Source organism: Streptomyces sp. SM10, assembly GCF_002910915.1.
Taxonomy (GTDB): Bacteria; Actinomycetota; Actinomycetes; order Streptomycetales; family Streptomycetaceae; genus Streptomyces.
In genome coordinates this window covers 113,584-129,130 of record NZ_NEUF01000068.1, presented here as the reverse complement: position 1 = coordinate 129,130, position 15,547 = coordinate 113,584, and the positions used below count along the sequence as shown (strand labels likewise).

Below are 15,547 nucleotides of genomic sequence, written 5' to 3'. Positions count from 1 at the left end.
TGCCACATGAGAGGTGCGGCGTCCGGTACCGCGCCGGGCAGGCCGTCCACGTCGCCTCGCCGGGCGGCCGGTCTCGCACGCGAGCCTGAAGGTGCCGAGCGGGGCAGCGGTCCGTTCGGCGTATCATCTCCGCGCGGCTTCCCGGCCGACGTGCCTCAACGCTTCTTTCCGGCGCACCCCGGGACCACGGCGACCCGGGCCGACGCTTCGAACGGTGTCCCCGCAGCGGCGCAGTCCTGCGGGGCGTCCACGCAGAGAGGGCAGTGGGGGAATGAGTGTGGTGGAGAGCTGGTCCCGCGTGATGGATCTGCTTCGGCAGCATGCCCCGGCCGGACACGCGGATCTGCCCGGGCCCGCTACGGAGCAGATGCTCGCGGCGGCCGAGGAACGGATGGGTGTCTCCTTCCCTCAGGATCTGCGGGCGTGGCTGCTGCAGAACAATCTCGATCTTCCTGAGGAAGATGTGGACGACGAGGTGCAATGCTGCGGATTCGCCGGGTTCCCGGACGAGGGAAGCTTCTTTCTCGGTATCCGGGCGATGGAGAACCTCTACGCGAACCGCTCCAGTCCTGGTGGATTCGACCCCCCGGACCGGCCGGACAATCCGTTCTGGCGCAATGAGTGGATCCCGTTCCTGTCGGATCAGCACGGCTGGTCGGGGGAGTTCATCGACGTGCGGGACGGGCGTATCGGCACGTGGTTCGTGGGTGAGATCACGGTTACGGGCGCGTACGAATCACTGGCCCACTATTTCGACTCCGTGGCGGAGATGCTGACGAAGGTCGCCGACGGAAGCCATCCGGTCTGCGAGGTCGTCGAGGGGCGACTTGTCTGGTCGTGAAACGCCAGTGCGTCCCGGCTGTTCCTGGGGACGCTGTGGACGCGCATTCTCGGCCTGGCCACCGACGGCCTGACGCAGGCAGCGTGAGAGCAGCGGCAGGGGGCCGGTGCGCCGGCGAAGTGGTTTCGACGGTGTCAACCCGGCGGCGCGCCTGCACCGGCGTGGGCCTCCACGTCACGATCGGCGTCGAACGATGACCTGGCGGAGAACTCGCCCCACCCGGTGCACCCTCGCGCGAGTCCGGGGCGAACGCGCCGAGGCAGACCTGAAAATGCCGGCAGATCTCGCGCCGAACCCGCATCAGCCCCAACCGGATGACCGCCGTCGCCATCGGCCGTCCCCGCCCTGGAGAAGCAACCCTGAAGACGCTCGCTGTCAGTGGTGGCTGTGATGCTGGAGACATGGACGAAATGATGAGGCGCCGTGTCTACGGCGCTGACCACGAGGACCCCGATCCTGGTCCCCGGCAGGGACACGACTACGTGGAGCTGGTGGGCGGTCCGCTGGACGGGCTGCTCCTCGACGTGACCGGCTGGCCCGGGGAGCGCCTGGCCGTAGGGGCCGCCCTCGGCACCGAGCTCGGGAAGTTCGGTTCGGGAGGACGCGCCGTGTACGGCCCCGTGGCCGGTGACTCCGGTCGCTGGGCCTGGGAGGCGGACAGCCCTTGAGCTGCCCGCCACCCTCGGGAGCCTGTCACTGCGGAGCAGTGGGTCCGCAGCTCTCGAACGGAGGGCGGTGAGGAATTACGTCAAGGTCGCTGCCAGGCCGGCCGGCACGGGCCATCCGTCGACCGTGGCGAGGAGTTGCCAATAGCGCTCGGCCCGCGGGTCCGATCCCGTTTCCAGCCGGGTGATGAGCCAACGGCGCAGTTCGGCGTCGTCGGCGCGGGCGAACGTCTCGGCGCAGAGGGCGGTGGGGAATCGAGGATCGGCGCCGCTCCGGCGGACGTCGCCTCGATTCCCGCAGCGAGCGCCTTGCACACCTCCTGGCGTACGGATTCGGTCAGCTCGTGGTGCAGCCCGGTGGTGTCGCCCTCGGCCCGCGCAGCCGCCTGGTGTTCGGCCGTCCGCCGCACCGAGGCGCGGAAGTCCGCATCCTGACAGAGCTCGGCGAGTTCGATCCACCTTCCGCCTGCTCAGGAGCCGGGTCGTCGGGGAGCTGTGGCGTGGCGGACGCATGAGAGCGAGGACTCGGGGTTGGCGTCGAGCCGCCTCCGGCAGCCCATGAAGCGGGCAGGCGTCCCCGGAGTGGGGCCGACCCTCCAGGGCCCCGGGGGCGCACCCCCGGAACACTGCCTGCGGCGGGCGGCGCAGCGGGGGACCGTGCCCGTCAGCCGTGTCCCGGCGCGCGGTGCCGGGTGGCGAGGACGAGGAGGCCGCCCATGACCGCGAACGCCGTCAGAACGGTGGCGAAGACGGTCGTCGCGGTGGTCAGGCCCGCCGCGTCGCTGAGATAGCCGACCGACACCGGCAGGATGCCCGCGGGTACGTAACCTCCCACGTTCAGCGCCGCGTTGGCCTCGGCGAGCCTGTGCGGGGGCACCGTGGAGTTGAGGAGCGACAGCCCTCCGAGCTGTCCCGATCCCTGGCCGGCCCCCGCCAGGAGCGCGGCGGCGATGAGCACCGGGACCGACGCGGCGCGTACGGCGGCGACGAGGGTCAGCATGGCGATCACGGTGCTCACCGCCCCCGTCACGAGGATCGTGCGCCTTCCCAGCCGCCGGACCGAGAGCTGCACGACGGTGGCGGAAAGGAACATGGCGAAGGCCATGGCCCCGGCGGTGATCCGGCTGGACGTCCCCAGCAGACCGGTGAGCAGCGAGGGCCCCAGGGAGAGGACGAACGATGTCGCGGTGATCCCGGGGGCGAAGACGGCGATGCCGAGGGCGAGTTGCATGCGGGCACCGTGAGGTACCGAGGGGAGCCGGACCCAGGGGCCCGGCCCCGCTGCGGGGCGACCGGGCAGGGGCATGCGCAGCACCGTGATGAACGCCGTGGTCAGCAGGACGGTCTCGACGACGAAGACCGTGACCGTGGGGGCCGACGCCGTCTCGGAGAGTACGCCCGCCAGCAGCGGACCCAGCCCCGCGCCGAAGACCATGGCGCACGAGGCGATAAGTGCTGCCGTCCGCTCGCGTCCCGGGCCTGCCAGGTCGGTCACGGCGGCCATGCCCGCCGACACGACGGCCCCGACGGCGACCCCGCTGAACAGCCGGGCCACGATCAGGGCGGGCACCGTCGTCGCGGTCGCGAAGATCAGACAGGCCGCCACTCCCAGGGCGAGCGCGGGCAGCAGGACGGGCTTGCGCCCGAGCCGGTCGGACGTGAGCCCCGAGACCAGCAGCGAACCGAGCAGGCCGACGATGTAGAAGGCGAAGACCACGGTTGACGTGCCCTTGGAGAAGCCGATCTCGCGCTGCCACAGCTGGTAGAGCGGGGTCGCCGCGTTGGAGAGGACGAAGACCGCCGTGACCGGCCAGGCGGCGAGCCAGATCCACCAGGACGGCGGCCGGGCGGCCTCCACCCCCGACGGCCCCTCCGGCCGTGCGGGCCGCTGGTCTCCAGTCGCTGGTGCGGACACCACTTCTCGGCTTCCAGGCATGGCTGAGTCCCTCCGAAGGGCAGTACGTGTCGAGTCGGATCGGTACGAGTAAAGTCGAACTTAGCATGCAGTACGATTGAACTCGTACAAAAAGGTGACTCGTGCGGGACATCCGGGATGAGGAGTTGGTCATGTCGTTGTCGACGGCGTCTGCGGTGCGGGGCTTCGCGATCCTGCCGGAGCCTGCGGATCTGCCGGCCCCCCTGCCCGAGCCGGCGGTCGAGGACCTGAGGCTGGAGACCGTGCTGGGGGCGCTCAGCGACCCGCTGCGCCTCGGTATCGTCCGCAGACTGCTGGTGGAGTCGGAGCAGTTCGACCACTCATGCGGATGGTTCGGCCTCGACCGCCCGAAATCCTCGCTCACGCATCACTTCAAGGCCTTGCGCGAGGCCGGGGTCACGCGACAGCGGCAGTACGGGCTGGAGCGCCGCAGCCACGTTCGCGTCGACGACCTCGACGCCCGCTTCCCGGGGTTGCTGGACCTGGTCGCCGAGTGGGTTCCGGACGCGCGCTGACCTCGGCGCGAAGTTCCGGGGCGTTGGGGCCGCCGCCCCTGATGGTCATCGCTTCATGAGCGATGAGACCTCAAGTCCCCTTCCCCTGCATGCCTCCGACGCGGACCCGCGGAGGGGTGGTGGAGTTGCGGGAAGAGGCGGCCGACCGACGCATCGACCTGGACGAGTCGGGCGAGCGGCTGGAGGTGGCCCTGACCGCCAGGACCCAGGACGACCTGGCCCCGCTCGCGTCGGACTGCTGCCCGTCCGTCATGCCGTCGGCCCAGCCGCAGGTCGTCCAGGGGGAGTCGCCGGTGCGGTGCGGGCCGGCGTCTGGGGCGTCCCTGAGAGGATCACGGCCTCAGGCGGACTCGGCGGCGCCAGGCTCGACTTCACCCACGGATCGCCGGCTGCGTGACGTGGAGGTCGAGGTGGACGGGCAAGCCGGCGGTGTCGAGATCGTCGTCCCCGACGGTTGGGCGGTCGAGACGGCCCAGGTGGAATCCGGGCGAGTAGGCCCGTCCGGGCGATCGGCCGCCCACTCGCACCGCTGTCAACCGACGGGATCGAGGTGCTTTCGCAGGAGAACGCACATGGTCTCGTGGCGACGCACCGAACCGTCGGGCTCCTCCGCGTCCCAGGCATCCGGTTTCCGGCCGTAGGTGACGTAGCCGAGACGCCGGTACAACGCATGCGCCCGAGGATTGTTCTCCTCCACCGCGAGTTCGGCCCTCAGCAGGCCACGGCTTCTGATCCTCTGCTCGGCGGACCGGATCAGCAGTGTTCCCAGGCCGCAGGACTGAAGCGCCGGGATCACGGCGAGCTGCCACAGTGTGCCGGCCCCCTCTGAGGCCCTGTAGTCGACGCCGCCGATTGCCACCGGCAGATCCGCCGGAGTGCACACAGCCAGGTAATCCACCTCCCCGGCAGCAGCGCGCGCCAGCTCCTCCTCCACCCGGCGCACGTGGGTGGCCGAGCCCGACCACGAGCATGCGGGCAGGTCCTCGGGCAGGAGGTCCCGCACACTGAGGGTGAGAGCGACGACGGAGCCGGTGGAACCGCGGACTGTGGTCATGGTGGTGAGCATGGCAACCGATACGTCGCCACGGCAAGGCGTTTCGGCCGTCACCGGATCGCGCGGACAGTAGCCCGGACGGCGTCCGACTGGTCGAGCAGGTTCGTGCTGTCGGCCCACTGGTCCACGCTTCCCACCAGTGGCAGCGTCCGAAGGCCGGGGTCCGTCACGGCATGCATGAGGGCGTGCGCGAAACGCCCGGCATGCGGGACCAGCAACGGGCACGCGTGGTAGGGGCGACGCCCGGGGTTCACCGGAGCGATGAGACCGGACGTGTTCTGCAGTGAGGCGACGGTCTTCGTATGCCGAGCGCAGGTGTGCCTCCCCGGGCCGGATGGTCCTTCTCCGCCGGCGCACATCGAAGCAGGGGGTCGGGAACGCCTCCTCCTGTGCGATGCGCTGCCACTGACAGGCCGGCAGGTACGCCACACCTGCTCCGGATACCAGGCCAACCCGCGCCGGGCCGCGGTGAGCCAGCAGTCCCACCGTGTCCGAACCGCAGGTCGCACCTCGCACGAGCCCGTGCGAAGCGCTCCGACACGGATGTCGTCATCCAGGTCTGAGCCAGGAATGTAGGGGCACATGTGTTCCAACAACCAAAGGAGCACGTCATGCTGGGAATTGCTGCCGCTGTACTGTTCTTCATCGCTTTTCTGATCAATGCCGCTGATATAGCGACGAACGACGTCTTCGCCTCCACGAACGTCATGCTGCTCGGTCTGGTCCTCCTGGCCCTGCATGTCGCCGGCATCGCGAACGGGCGGCGTGTCGGCCGACGGTGACCGTCGCCATCCGGTTGCGACAGGCGCTTCCGACCACCCGGCGACGGGTGTGCCGGTATCCCGCCCGGCGGGACCGATCGGCGAGCACAGCTGTGGCGGCCTGACGCCGGCCGGATCCGAGCACAGCCGATGAGCCCGCCGATGGGTCCCGCGCGTGTCCGACGACGCGGAGCCCGCCGCGCTCTCCCGCTGCGGGGAGCCCGGCCACGGGCCGGTACACGCCGGACCGGCTCCTCCGGGACAATGGGCCCATGCGCATCCGCCTGGTGAACGTCGACGAGTTGCCGCTCCTTCAGGACATCGAGAGAGCCGCAGGTCAGTGCTTCCGCGACATCGGCATGCCCGAGATCGCCGAGGACGAGCCGCTTCCCGTCGACGTACTGGCCCGCTACCGGACGGCCGGAACGGCCTGGGCCGCCGTCGATGCGGCAGATTCCCCCAGGGCCTATCTGATCGCTGAACACGTCGACGGGAACCTCCACGTCGAACAGGTGTCGGTCCACCCCGACCAGGCACGTCGTGGGGTGGGACGTGCGCTGCTGGACCGCCTGGCGGATCATGGGGCGGCCGGGGGCGTCCCCGCTCTGACCCTCACGACGTTCACCGACGTTACCTGGAACGCGCCGTACTACGTGCGCTGCGGCTTCCGCGCGCTCGACGACAGCGAACTCGGGGCCGAGCTGGCGGACATCCGCCGGAGGGAGGCCGCGCACGGTCTCGACCGGTGGCCACGCGTCTGCATGCGCAGGGACCTTCGCGGCGGGGCGTAGCTGCTCCCACATGCATAGGGCGTCCCCAACGGCGGCAGCGCTACGGATACTTCTGCAACCGGTCTCGTCGCGGACGTGTGACCCAACGGCATCCACGGTCAACAGCCTCGCGTCACTCACCGCGCGATCATGCCAGACCCGATCCACCGGCACGACTTCTTGCCCAGCATCACGGACCGTGGGCATCAGCCCCGAATACACCTCAACATGTCCTACGGCGGAACCTCCCGCTCCGGGCGCAACGGCTGGACCGGCATCGTCGAGGGGCGGTGACGCACGGGCGGCGGCGGGCCGCCGCCGGCATCGCGGAGAGCTGGCTCCGCCTCGTCACCGCCCCGCCACGACGTACCGTCACGGGCGACGGAGCTGAGCTTGTTCCTCCTTCCGACCTCGGGCGGCTCGAGAGTCCGCCGCGAGGGAGGGGATTCGCGAGTTCGAGGGGCGAAAGGGCTGGTCGACCGAGTGCGAAACCCGGGCTCGACGCCCGACTCGGGGGCCAAGGCCCACGTCGCCGTCCGGCGTGCGGTGCGGGATGAGCATCACCGTTCGTCCGCCCACCCGTCCGGACGTCGGCGCGTCCGTCGGAGAGCTGTTCGCTCATCCGCTCGGGGACACGTTCGGCGACGGCGAGCTCATCTCGCTCGGCTCGGCTCGCGTCCCCGTCAACCGCCTGGGCTTCGTGCGAGTACTGCATCGCCCACCGGCCGTGGGCACCGCGGTCATCCGGGTGGTCCGTCGAGGCGCATGAGGAGATGTCCCCGTCGGAAGCGCTCCCCCTCACGGGGCTCGCGCAGCATGCGGCCGATCTCGGCGAACCCGGCTTCCCCGACCAGGTGCGTGAGGTCGTCGATCGGCCACCGGTAGGCTTCCGCCACCTTGTGGTCGAACACGGTGACCGGCTCACCCTCCGACTCGAAGAAGGCGAGCAGGAGATGGCCTCCGGGCGCCAGAACCCGTCGGAACTCGTCGACGTAGGAGCGGACGTCCTGCGGAGGGGCGTGGATCACCGAGTACCAGGACACGATGCCCTTCAACTCGCCGTCCTCCATGTCCAGGGCGTCCATGGAACCGACCTCGAACCGCAGATCCGGGTGGGCCGTGCGGGCCAGTTCGATCATCACCGGCGACAGGTCGACGCCGAAGACGTCCAGCCCGAGGTCTCGCAGGTGTGCCGTCACCCGGCCCGGCCCGCAGCCCAGTTCGGCCACGGGCCCCGCGCCGGTGCACCGTACGTGCTCGGCGAACGCGGCGAGCACCGCGCGGTCCAGGGGCAGGGAGTCCAGTTCGTCGCGGACGAGTTCGGCGTAGAGGACAGCAACGGCGTCGTAGGCGTCGGACGTTGCGAGAAGGTGCGAAGAAGGCTCGGTCACGAGCGAGGAGGGTAGTACGGTGCGCCCCGCACCCGCGGCGCCGGTCGCCGGACCGGCGAGGGCGGAGCGGACACGGTCTCGCCGACGGGCCGGGCCACGGTGTTCGCCCCGGCGAGACGTGGTGGCAGGGCCCCTGCGGACACGGGAGCATGGCCGGGGAGGCTCGGCCCGGCCGAGCGTCCGCCGGTCCGCATCGCCGTGTCCGCCCGGTGCGAGGGGGACGGCGGACAGCCGACGGCGATGCAGCGCCGCGCGGCCGGGAAACCGGGCGTGGCCGGGCGGGAGACGGTTCCCGCCGCCTGTGAGTCACCGAATCGAGTGAAAGAGGGACATGCCAGTGTACGAGATCACGACCGCCGGCGTCCGTGAGATGACGACGTTCCTGGAGTGGGCCCACGACGAACAGTGGAACCCCGGGCAGCTGGACCATCTCCCCTTCCACGCCGCCGACCCGCACGGATTTCTCCTCGGACGGCTGGACGGCGAGCCGGTCACCTCCATCTCCGCCGTACGGTACGGAGACGATTTCGGATTCATCGGCTTCTACATCGCGCGGCCCCCGGTGCGCGGCCAGGGTTACGGTATCCGGGCGTGGCGGGCGGCCATGAAGCTCCTGGACGGCCGGAACATCGGCCTCGACGGTGTCGTGGACCAGCAGGACAACTACTACACGTCCGGATTCCGGACCGCCTGGAACCACGTGCGGTACGAGGGAGTACCGGGAAGGGAGGAGCCTCCTGCGGACATCATCCTGGCCGACGCCGGATCCCTTCCCTTCGGCGAACTGGCGTCGTACGACCGCCGCTTCTTCCCGGCGCGGCGTGACGCCTTTCTCTCGCTGTGGGTCGGAGCGCCCGGTCACACGGCTCTCGTAGCTCTTCGGGACGGGGAGTTGAGCGGCTTCGGGGTGGTCCGACCGGCGCGGTCGGGCGCACGCGTCGGCCCTCTCTACGCGGACTCCGAGGACGTCGCTCTCGCACTGCTGAACGCTCTGTCCGCATCCAGGAACGGAGCACCGGTGGCGTTCGACGTGCCCGACGTGAACGCGCCGGCGATCAGGCTGGCGGAGCGTCTGGGGCTCGAACCGACCTTCGAGTGCGCCCGGATGTACACCAGGGGTGTTCCTGATATCGATGTGGCCGGTGTCTTCGCCGCGACCACCATCGAGCTCGGATAGAGCAATCTCCACGCTGTCGACGGAGCCTACGCGCCCGGCCTTCGGGGGCGGGCCGCTGCGGTCTCGGCGGGGGACCGAGGCCACGGCGGCCGGTGGGCATCCCTCTACAACAGGTCCGCGAAGACCCCGGCCAGCTCGCGCCATTCGGCCCGTGGCAGACCGCCGCCGCCCTCCTCGGCGGTGAGGACCTGGAGGGCGACGTGGTCGGCGCCTGCGTCGAGGTACTCCTGGGTCCGGGCCTTGATGCGCTCGGCGTCGCCCAAGGCGAAGAGGGCGTCGAGCAGACGTGCGCTCCCGCCGCCGTCGAAGTCGCTCTCCGAGAAGCCCAGGCGCAGAAGGTTGTCGGTGTAGTTGGGCAGCTGCAGGTACATCGCCAGCATGCTCCGTGCCGTGGTGCGGGCGCGGTCGGGATCGGTGTCGAGTACCACCGACAGCTCCGGGGCGAGCAGTGCGTCGGGGCCGAGTGCCGTGCGCGCCTCCGCGGTGTGCTCGGCCGTGACGAGGTAGGGGTGCGCGCCGAGCGCCCTGTCCGCCGCGAGTTCCAGCATCTTAGGGCCGAGCGCAGCGAGGACCCGGTGCCCCGGGCCCACGGGCTCAGCCGCGTCGTCGAGCGCGTCGAGGTAGGCGACCATCGCGCTGTACGGCTTCGCGTACTGCGGGACCATCGGGCCGTGGCTGACGCCCAGGCCGAGGACGAACCGTCCGCGCTCGCTCGTGTCGAACGCGGCGATCCGCGCCGCCACTTCCTCGGCGGAATGGTCCCAGATGCTCAGGATGCCGGTGGCCACGGTGACCGTGCGGGTGGCCGCGACGACGGCGGCGGCGTCTGCGGGCGAGGGACTGCCCCCGATCCAGAGGGTGCCGTAGTTGAGCTCTTCGAGTTCGGCGAGCGCTTCCACCAGCGCCACCCGTCCCGCGTGGTCTCTCCTCGATGGGTGCAGGGCAGTGCTCCAGATGCCGACCCGGCCGAACGTCTCACGCGTCTCAGAAGTCATGGTGGCGTCAACAGCACCTCGTGCCTGCTATTCCCGGACCGGCGGGGAGTTCATCCCATCGGAGTGCTCTGTCCACCGGAGCGGGGCCCGGACAAGGGGACCGGTCCCGGCGCCGACGGCCGGCACGGTACACAGGGCGGTCGGCCTTCGCTTCAGCGTCCCCGTGTCCTGGCCACTTCGTTCGCCATGACACGGTATCCGTCCGTCGTCATCGGGGCGCAGCGCGTCCGCGCTCGCACACGAGGGGTCGAGACAGTCCGGGGCGGACGACGCTGCGAGTGCCCGGTCGAAGTCGACGTGGGCGTCGGACTCGCCCGAGTGGCGGATCCAGTCGGTGACCTCGTTGCTGACCCGCGCCGCGTGCGGACCCCAGTGGTCGGAGCCCTTGAAGGGCAACAGGGTTGCGCCGACTGCCTGGAGGCCCTTGCTGTGCGCGGCCTGGATCAGCGTGCGGTAGCCGGCGGTGAGCCGGCGGGACGACACGGCCGGGGTCGGCTTGTAGGCGACGGGCGGGTGGGGCCCCTTGGCGGCTTCGCTGAAACCGATGTCGTCGACCCCCTGGAGGATGACGACCGTGGAGATGCCCTTCTGGTCCAGCACGTCATGCTCGAAGCGGACTGTGGCCCGCTCGCCGAACCAGGCCGAGTCGTTGAGCACGAGGTTGCCGCCGATGCCCTGGTTGACGACGGCCGCCCGGTGAGCTCGGCCAGGACATCGGAGTAATGCCGGTTCGTGCGGGGGGTGGAGCCGAAGCCGTCGGTGAGGGAGTCCCCCAAGACCACGATGCCGCCCTCGGATTCGGCATCTCCCGTACGCCGGCCGGATCCTGTGGCAGGGGTTCCGCTCGGTGCACCGCCCACTTCGATACCGGAGAGGTAGTACCAGGACTGCGTTCTGCTGCTGTACGCGCTTGCCTCCGTATCGGCCCGGTGGTCGCCGTCCGTCCGGTAGGTGTCGGCCCGTCCTGTGAGTGGAAGGTCGCCAGGCCCGTGTTCCCCGCGAGGTAGAGGGTGACCGTGACCGACTCCAGTCGATTCGGGCGCAGTGCGGTCGCATCGCTGCGGAGTTCGCCGTGAGCCGGGATCTCGGCCCATGTGCTGCCGCCGAAGGTGAGGCGGCGGACCGAACCCGCTTCGACGGCCGCGCCCCGTGCGGTGCGGGCGATCACCGCGCCGGTGACGCTCATCGGTGAGGTGCCGTAGGCGTTGGAGAGCCGGATCCTGACCAGGTCGCCGCCCTTGGTGACCCGGACCACCTGACGGACGGACGGACGGAACTCCAGGGCCGTTGATGTTCGGGCTCCCAGCGTCGGCCTGGGGATATCCCCCTCGGGACTCCGGGGGTACGCAGGATCGCGACCCGGCGAGCGCGAAACTAGCGTCCAGTCATGACCTCGACACTGCGAAAGCACCTCGGCATGGCACTCGGGATCGCTACGCTGCTTGCCGCCGGGATGGCCCCCGCCGCCGTCCGGCCCGCCGGGCCCTCCCGGGCGGAACAGTTACGCGAGGACACCGAGGCCATACACGCCCTGGGTGTCAGCGGTGTACAGGCCCTCGTGATCGCGCCCGACGGGCGGCATTCGGTCGCCACCAGTGGCACCGCCGACCTGGACACCGGCCGCCCGGTCCTTCCCGACGGCTACTTCCGCATGGCCAGCACCGCCAAGACCCTGGTCGCCACCGTGGTCCTCCAGTTGGTGGCCGAGGGCGCCCTTTCGCTGGACGACACGGTCGAACACTGGCTGCCCGGAGTGGTGCGGGGCAACGGCAACGACGGCAGATCGCTCACCATCCGCCACCTGCTCCAGCACACCAGCGGCCTCCACGACGACCTGCCCGGATACAGCACGCCACAGGAGTACGACGAACAACGCCACGACGTCCACAGCTCCGAGGAGTTGGTCGCCCGCGCCATGGCCCACGCGCCGGACTTCTCGCCCGGCGAGGGCTGGCAGTACTCCAACACCGGCTACGTCCTGCTCGGCACGGTCGTCCAGAAGGTCACCGGCCGATCCGCGCACGCGGAGATCGAGGACCGGATCCTGGGCCCCCTCGGCCTGGACCGGACCCGGTGGATGGGAGCATCGCCCTCCCTGCCCCGGCCGCACTCCAGGGCCTACCAGCTCTTCGGCCCCGGTTCCGTGGTGGACGTCACCGACCAGATACCGGTGGGCCACGAGCACTTCTCGTGGGTCACGACCACGCGGGACGAGAACGACTTCTTCCGCGCTCTGCTCGGGGGACGCCTCCTGCCGCCCCGGCAGATGGCGGAGATGAAACATACCGTCCCCGTCAGCCCGGAGTTCCAACTGTTCTGGCCCGGCGGCCGATACGGTCTGGGCCTGATCGAACGCCCCCTGAGCTGCGGCGGAACCTACTGGGGGCACGAGGGCGGGGACGGTGGCTACATCACCCTCAACGGTGTTACCGGCGACGGGAGACGAAGCGCCGTGGTCTCCATGTCCGAGGCGCGCGGCGACACCTCGGAGCACGTGCTGGAACAGGAGAACGCGGCCGGCTCACTGATCGACCACGCACTGTGCCCCGGGGCCCCGGAGCCCCGTGAGCCGAGGCGGACCAGGGCCGAGGGACTGCGCCGGATCGGCTGACCGAGGTCAGCGAGGAGTGAGAAGACAGAACTCGTTGCCCTCCGGGTCCGCCATGACCGTCCAGGAGATCGCGGACCGGTCGATTCCGGGGTCGGTGGCCCCCAGGGCACGCAGCCGTGATTCCTCCGCTCCCAGGTCGTCGCCGGGGTAGGGGCAGATATCGAGATGGACGCGGTTCCACACGCTCTTGGTGTCGGGGGTGCGGATGAACTCCAGAAAAGGGCCGACGCCCTTGGCCGACCGCATGACCGCACGGTCGTCGGTGGCCTCGTGCAGCGTCCAGTCCATCGCCCGGTCCCAGAACCGGGCCATCGCCCGTGGGTCGGCGCAGTCGACCACCACCGCGGCGATCGGCCCGGTGTCCCGGTAGACCGGGCGCGGCTCCAGGACGCAGAACTCGTTGCCCTCGGGGTCGGCCAGGACCGTCCAGGGGACGTCGCCCTGCCCCACGTCGGCGGGCGTCGCACCGAGATCCTTCAGGCGCGCGACCAACTGTGCCTGATGGGCGGTCGAGGTGGTGGCCAGATCGATGTGCACCCGGTTCTTCACCGTTTTGGGCTCCGGGCGGGCGACGATGTCGACGCAGACGGCCACGGGGTCGGGGTAGGCGAAACCCAGGGGTTCGAGATTCGTGACGCCGGGGCCCTCGCTGTCGACACCCCAACCGAGTGCCTCCGCCCAGAACCGGCCCAGCGCGTAGTCGTCCTGGGCCTTCATGTTGATCTGCACGAGTCGTGTTGCCATGCCCAGATCCTAGGAGCTGCGGCAGTCCGGTCCGCCACGATCGGACGCGTCACTTGCACCCGCACCGACCACGTGCGCCGTCGTCGGGACGTCCTCGGCCTCTTCTTCGTCGAGGAGCCTCAGTCGCCGAGGATCCGCTCCCACAGCAGCCCGTCCCGCCAGCTCCCGTCCAGGAAGATCGAGGAGTGCGCGACGCCGTACGGGCTGAACCCGTTGCGGCGCAGCACCCGTTGCGACGGCAGATTCTCCAGATGGGTGGATGCCTCGGCGCGGTGCAGCCCGAGTTCGTCCGTCATTACCCGGAGCGCGAGCCCGAGGGCGCTTCCGGCGTGCCCCTGATTCTGGGCGACGCCGGCGATCCAGTAGCCGACGGAGCCGCGCCGCAGGTGCGGTTGCCGCAGGATGCCGCCCACGGTGACCTGCCCGATCACCTCGTCGTCCGCGAGCACCACGCCCGGCCAGACCGTGCCGGCCCGGTACCCTGCAAGGAGGCCTTCGATCCGCTTCTCCTGGCCCTCCGGAGTGAAGAAGCCGTCCGGCTGGGCCGGTTCCCACGGCCGGAAGGCCTCCAGGTCCCGCACCCGATGGGCCGCTATCGGGGCGGCGTCGACAGGCTCGATCAGACGGATCGCGGTGCTGTCGGGCATGGGCTGATCCTCGTCACGATGCGTCGGGTGAGAGTGCAGCCTACGCGAGGGTGCCCATGCGGCCGCACCCCGGCCCGCCACGCTCGCGGGGCCCCGAAGTGGTGTTGTGCCAGGGGTTCCGCATCCCGTCCGGCCGGCTGCGTCCCGATCATCCGGGCGCCGCCGCCCGGTCGTCGACGGGCGCTCGTGGATGCGCCCGGCCCGTGCACCCTGCCGGTTCCCACCGTCCGGGACTTCGGGGCGAGGGGGTGCGCGGTCAGGTGCCGGCCGGTCCCTCGGTGCTCTCCCGCAGGACCAGCCGGTGCGCCACCACGCGGTCCTGCGGGGACAGGACCGCAGACCCCGCCTCGCCGCCGCTCGTGGAGGAGCCCGTCGCCTCGTCGATGCGGTGCTGGAGGAGCTGGACCGCGGTCCTCGCCACCGCCGCCTTGTCCGGTGCCACCGTACTGAGCGTCGGAACGCTGAACCGGCCGCCCTCCACGTCGTCGAAGCCGATCACGGCGACGCTCTCGGGGACGCGGACGCCGCGCTCGTGCAGCGTGCGCAACGCACCGAGCGCCAGGTGGTCGTTGAAGCACAGGAGCGCGTCGGGCCGGGCTCCCCGGTGCAGTGCGGCCGCCACCGCCTCGGCGCCGTCGGACATCCGGAAGGACTCGACGGGCAGCAGTGCGGAGGGGTCGTACGCGATGCCCGCTTCGGCCAGCGCCGCGCGGTAGCCACGGGTACGCGCCTCGGCCGTACCCAGCCCGGTGGCGTCACGTCCGCCGACAGCGAGGATCGAGCGACGATCGAGGGCGATCAGGTGTTCGGTGGCCTCGCGTGCCGCCTTCTCGTTGTCGATGGCGACATGGTCGGCGCCTTCCTCCAGCAACTCCCCGATGAGGACGGTCGGGGGAGCGCCCGGATGCTCGCGCAGGTCGTCGGCGGTGAGGGCGAGCGGGCTGAGGATGGTCCCGTCGACGAAGTCGGAGCCGAAGCCTGCCAGTGCGGCCATCTCGTGCTCCCGGTCGGCGCCGGACTGGTGGATCAGCACCGTCAGCGACCGCTGTCCCGCCTCGCGGATCACATGCCGGGCGAGCTCGGCGAAGTACGGGACGTCGAGCTCGGGCACGACGAGGGCGATGATGCCCGTGCGGCCCTTGCGCAGATGGCGGCCCGCGAGGTTGATCCGGTACCCGAGATGCGCGATGGACTCCTGGACCACTTTCCGGGTGCGCTCGGAGACATGGGTGTAGTCGTTGATCACGTTGGACACCGTCTTCTCGGACACGCCCGCGTGCCGGGCGACGTCCTTGATCCTGGGCCGTGCCACCACACCCCTCCCTTCCCTCGTGCGCCGCCGAGTCTATGTCCAGCGGCCCGTGGAGGACGCACCAGGCCACCCGGCTCGCCTTCGCCTGCCGTCCTTCCGGACAGACGTGCGTACCGAACCCTTTACAG

Annotated in this window: 18 protein-coding genes; 9 read left to right on the top strand and 9 right to left on the bottom strand. The window is 70.5% G+C overall.

All coding sequences use genetic code 11. From position 1 onward, the window contains the following. Positions 1-271 precede the first annotated feature (271 nt). Positions 272-841: an SMI1/KNR4 family protein gene (locus B9S57_RS09505; protein ID WP_103515082.1), complete on the top strand. Its 570-nt coding sequence runs from the start codon at positions 272-274 to the stop codon at positions 839-841. Positions 842-1,242: 401 nt separating this feature from the next. Further along, a complete protein-coding gene (locus B9S57_RS09500) occupies positions 1,243-1,509 on the top strand; it encodes a hypothetical protein (RefSeq protein ID WP_103515081.1) in 267 nt (88 codons plus the stop codon). A 75-nt stretch (positions 1,510-1,584) separates the two neighbouring features. Here B9S57_RS09500 and B9S57_RS34405 read toward each other — a convergent pair whose 3' ends face one another. Next, positions 1,585-1,821: a hypothetical protein gene (locus B9S57_RS34405; protein ID WP_181011293.1), complete on the bottom strand. Its 237-nt coding sequence runs from the start codon at positions 1,819-1,821 to the stop codon at positions 1,585-1,587. 349 nt (positions 1,822-2,170) lie between these two features. Next, on the bottom strand, positions 2,171-3,442 hold the full coding sequence (locus B9S57_RS09490; RefSeq protein ID WP_103515080.1) for an MFS transporter: 1,272 nt from the start codon (positions 3,440-3,442) through the stop codon (positions 2,171-2,173). Between the two features lie 131 nt (positions 3,443-3,573). On the opposite strand from B9S57_RS09490, the gene B9S57_RS09485 reads away from it, so the two are divergent. Beyond that, on the top strand, positions 3,574-3,957 hold the full coding sequence (locus B9S57_RS09485) for a helix-turn-helix transcriptional regulator (RefSeq protein WP_103515287.1): 384 nt from the start codon (positions 3,574-3,576) through the stop codon (positions 3,955-3,957). 62 nt (positions 3,958-4,019) lie between these two features. Continuing rightward, positions 4,020-4,598 (top strand): DUF1707 domain-containing protein, encoded by a 579-nt coding sequence (locus B9S57_RS34035; RefSeq protein WP_308457389.1) that lies wholly within the window; start codon positions 4,020-4,022, stop codon positions 4,596-4,598. On the opposite strand, the gene B9S57_RS09480 is transcribed toward B9S57_RS34035, so the two are convergent. Beyond that, positions 4,490-5,011 carry a GNAT family N-acetyltransferase gene (locus B9S57_RS09480; protein ID WP_374935922.1) on the bottom strand — a complete coding sequence of 174 codons (522 nt, stop codon included), beginning with the start codon at positions 5,009-5,011 and terminating at the stop codon, positions 4,490-4,492. The two genes, B9S57_RS34035 and B9S57_RS09480, sit on opposite strands and share 109 nt — an antisense overlap. A gap of 611 nt (positions 5,012-5,622) precedes the next feature. Between B9S57_RS09480 and B9S57_RS34400 the strand changes: the two genes are divergently transcribed. The 3 genes from B9S57_RS34400 to B9S57_RS34395 all read left to right on the top strand — a co-directional run bounded on the left by B9S57_RS34400 (position 5,623) and on the right by B9S57_RS34395 (position 7,311). Continuing rightward, positions 5,623-5,793: a hypothetical protein gene (locus tag B9S57_RS34400; protein WP_181011292.1), complete on the top strand. Its 171-nt coding sequence runs from the start codon at positions 5,623-5,625 to the stop codon at positions 5,791-5,793. A 251-nt stretch (positions 5,794-6,044) separates the two neighbouring features. After that, positions 6,045-6,563: a GNAT family N-acetyltransferase gene (locus B9S57_RS09475; RefSeq protein WP_103515078.1), complete on the top strand. Its 519-nt coding sequence runs from the start codon at positions 6,045-6,047 to the stop codon at positions 6,561-6,563. Positions 6,564-7,095: 532 nt separating this feature from the next. After that, positions 7,096-7,311 carry a hypothetical protein gene (locus B9S57_RS34395; RefSeq protein ID WP_181011291.1) on the top strand — a complete coding sequence of 72 codons (216 nt, stop codon included), beginning with the start codon at positions 7,096-7,098 and terminating at the stop codon, positions 7,309-7,311. Here the strand turns inward: B9S57_RS34395 and B9S57_RS09470 are convergent. Beyond that, the gene (locus B9S57_RS09470) at positions 7,283-7,933 is read right to left on the bottom strand and encodes a class I SAM-dependent methyltransferase (protein ID WP_103515077.1); all 651 of its coding nucleotides are present in this window, start codon (positions 7,931-7,933) and stop codon (positions 7,283-7,285) included. The genes B9S57_RS34395 and B9S57_RS09470 overlap by 29 nt on opposite strands. 331 nt (positions 7,934-8,264) lie before the next feature. Here B9S57_RS09470 and B9S57_RS09465 point away from each other — a divergent pair, with 331 nt between their 5' ends. Beyond that, a complete protein-coding gene (locus B9S57_RS09465) occupies positions 8,265-9,110 on the top strand; it encodes a GNAT family N-acetyltransferase (protein WP_103515076.1) in 846 nt (281 codons plus the stop codon). 104 nt (positions 9,111-9,214) lie between these two features. Here the strand turns inward: B9S57_RS09465 and B9S57_RS09460 are convergent, their stop codons facing one another. Next, positions 9,215-10,105, bottom strand: a complete 891-nt coding sequence (locus B9S57_RS09460; protein ID WP_103515075.1) for an LLM class F420-dependent oxidoreductase — start codon at positions 10,103-10,105, stop codon at positions 9,215-9,217. Positions 10,106-10,132: 27 nt separating this feature from the next. After that, the gene (locus B9S57_RS09455) at positions 10,133-10,762 is read right to left on the bottom strand and encodes a hypothetical protein (RefSeq protein ID WP_103515074.1); all 630 of its coding nucleotides are present in this window, start codon (positions 10,760-10,762) and stop codon (positions 10,133-10,135) included. Positions 10,763-11,492: 730 nt separating this feature from the next. Between B9S57_RS09455 and B9S57_RS09450 the strand changes: the two genes are divergently transcribed. After that, complete coding sequence (locus tag B9S57_RS09450; RefSeq protein WP_103515073.1) at positions 11,493-12,716, top strand: serine hydrolase; 1,224 nt, start codon at positions 11,493-11,495, stop codon at positions 12,714-12,716. 6 nt (positions 12,717-12,722) lie between these two features. Here B9S57_RS09450 and B9S57_RS09445 read toward each other — a convergent pair whose 3' ends face one another. From B9S57_RS09445 to B9S57_RS09435, 3 genes are all read right to left on the bottom strand, one after another. Next, entirely contained in the window at positions 12,723-13,460 is a 738-nt protein-coding gene (locus B9S57_RS09445) for a VOC family protein (RefSeq protein WP_103515072.1), read from the bottom strand. A 119-nt stretch (positions 13,461-13,579) separates the two neighbouring features. Beyond that, complete coding sequence (locus tag B9S57_RS09440) at positions 13,580-14,107, bottom strand: GNAT family N-acetyltransferase (protein WP_103515071.1); 528 nt, start codon at positions 14,105-14,107, stop codon at positions 13,580-13,582. A 256-nt stretch (positions 14,108-14,363) separates the two neighbouring features. Continuing rightward, positions 14,364-15,419 carry a LacI family DNA-binding transcriptional regulator gene (locus tag B9S57_RS09435; RefSeq protein WP_103515286.1) on the bottom strand — a complete coding sequence of 352 codons (1,056 nt, stop codon included), beginning with the start codon at positions 15,417-15,419 and terminating at the stop codon, positions 14,364-14,366. Positions 15,420-15,547 lie beyond the last annotated feature (128 nt).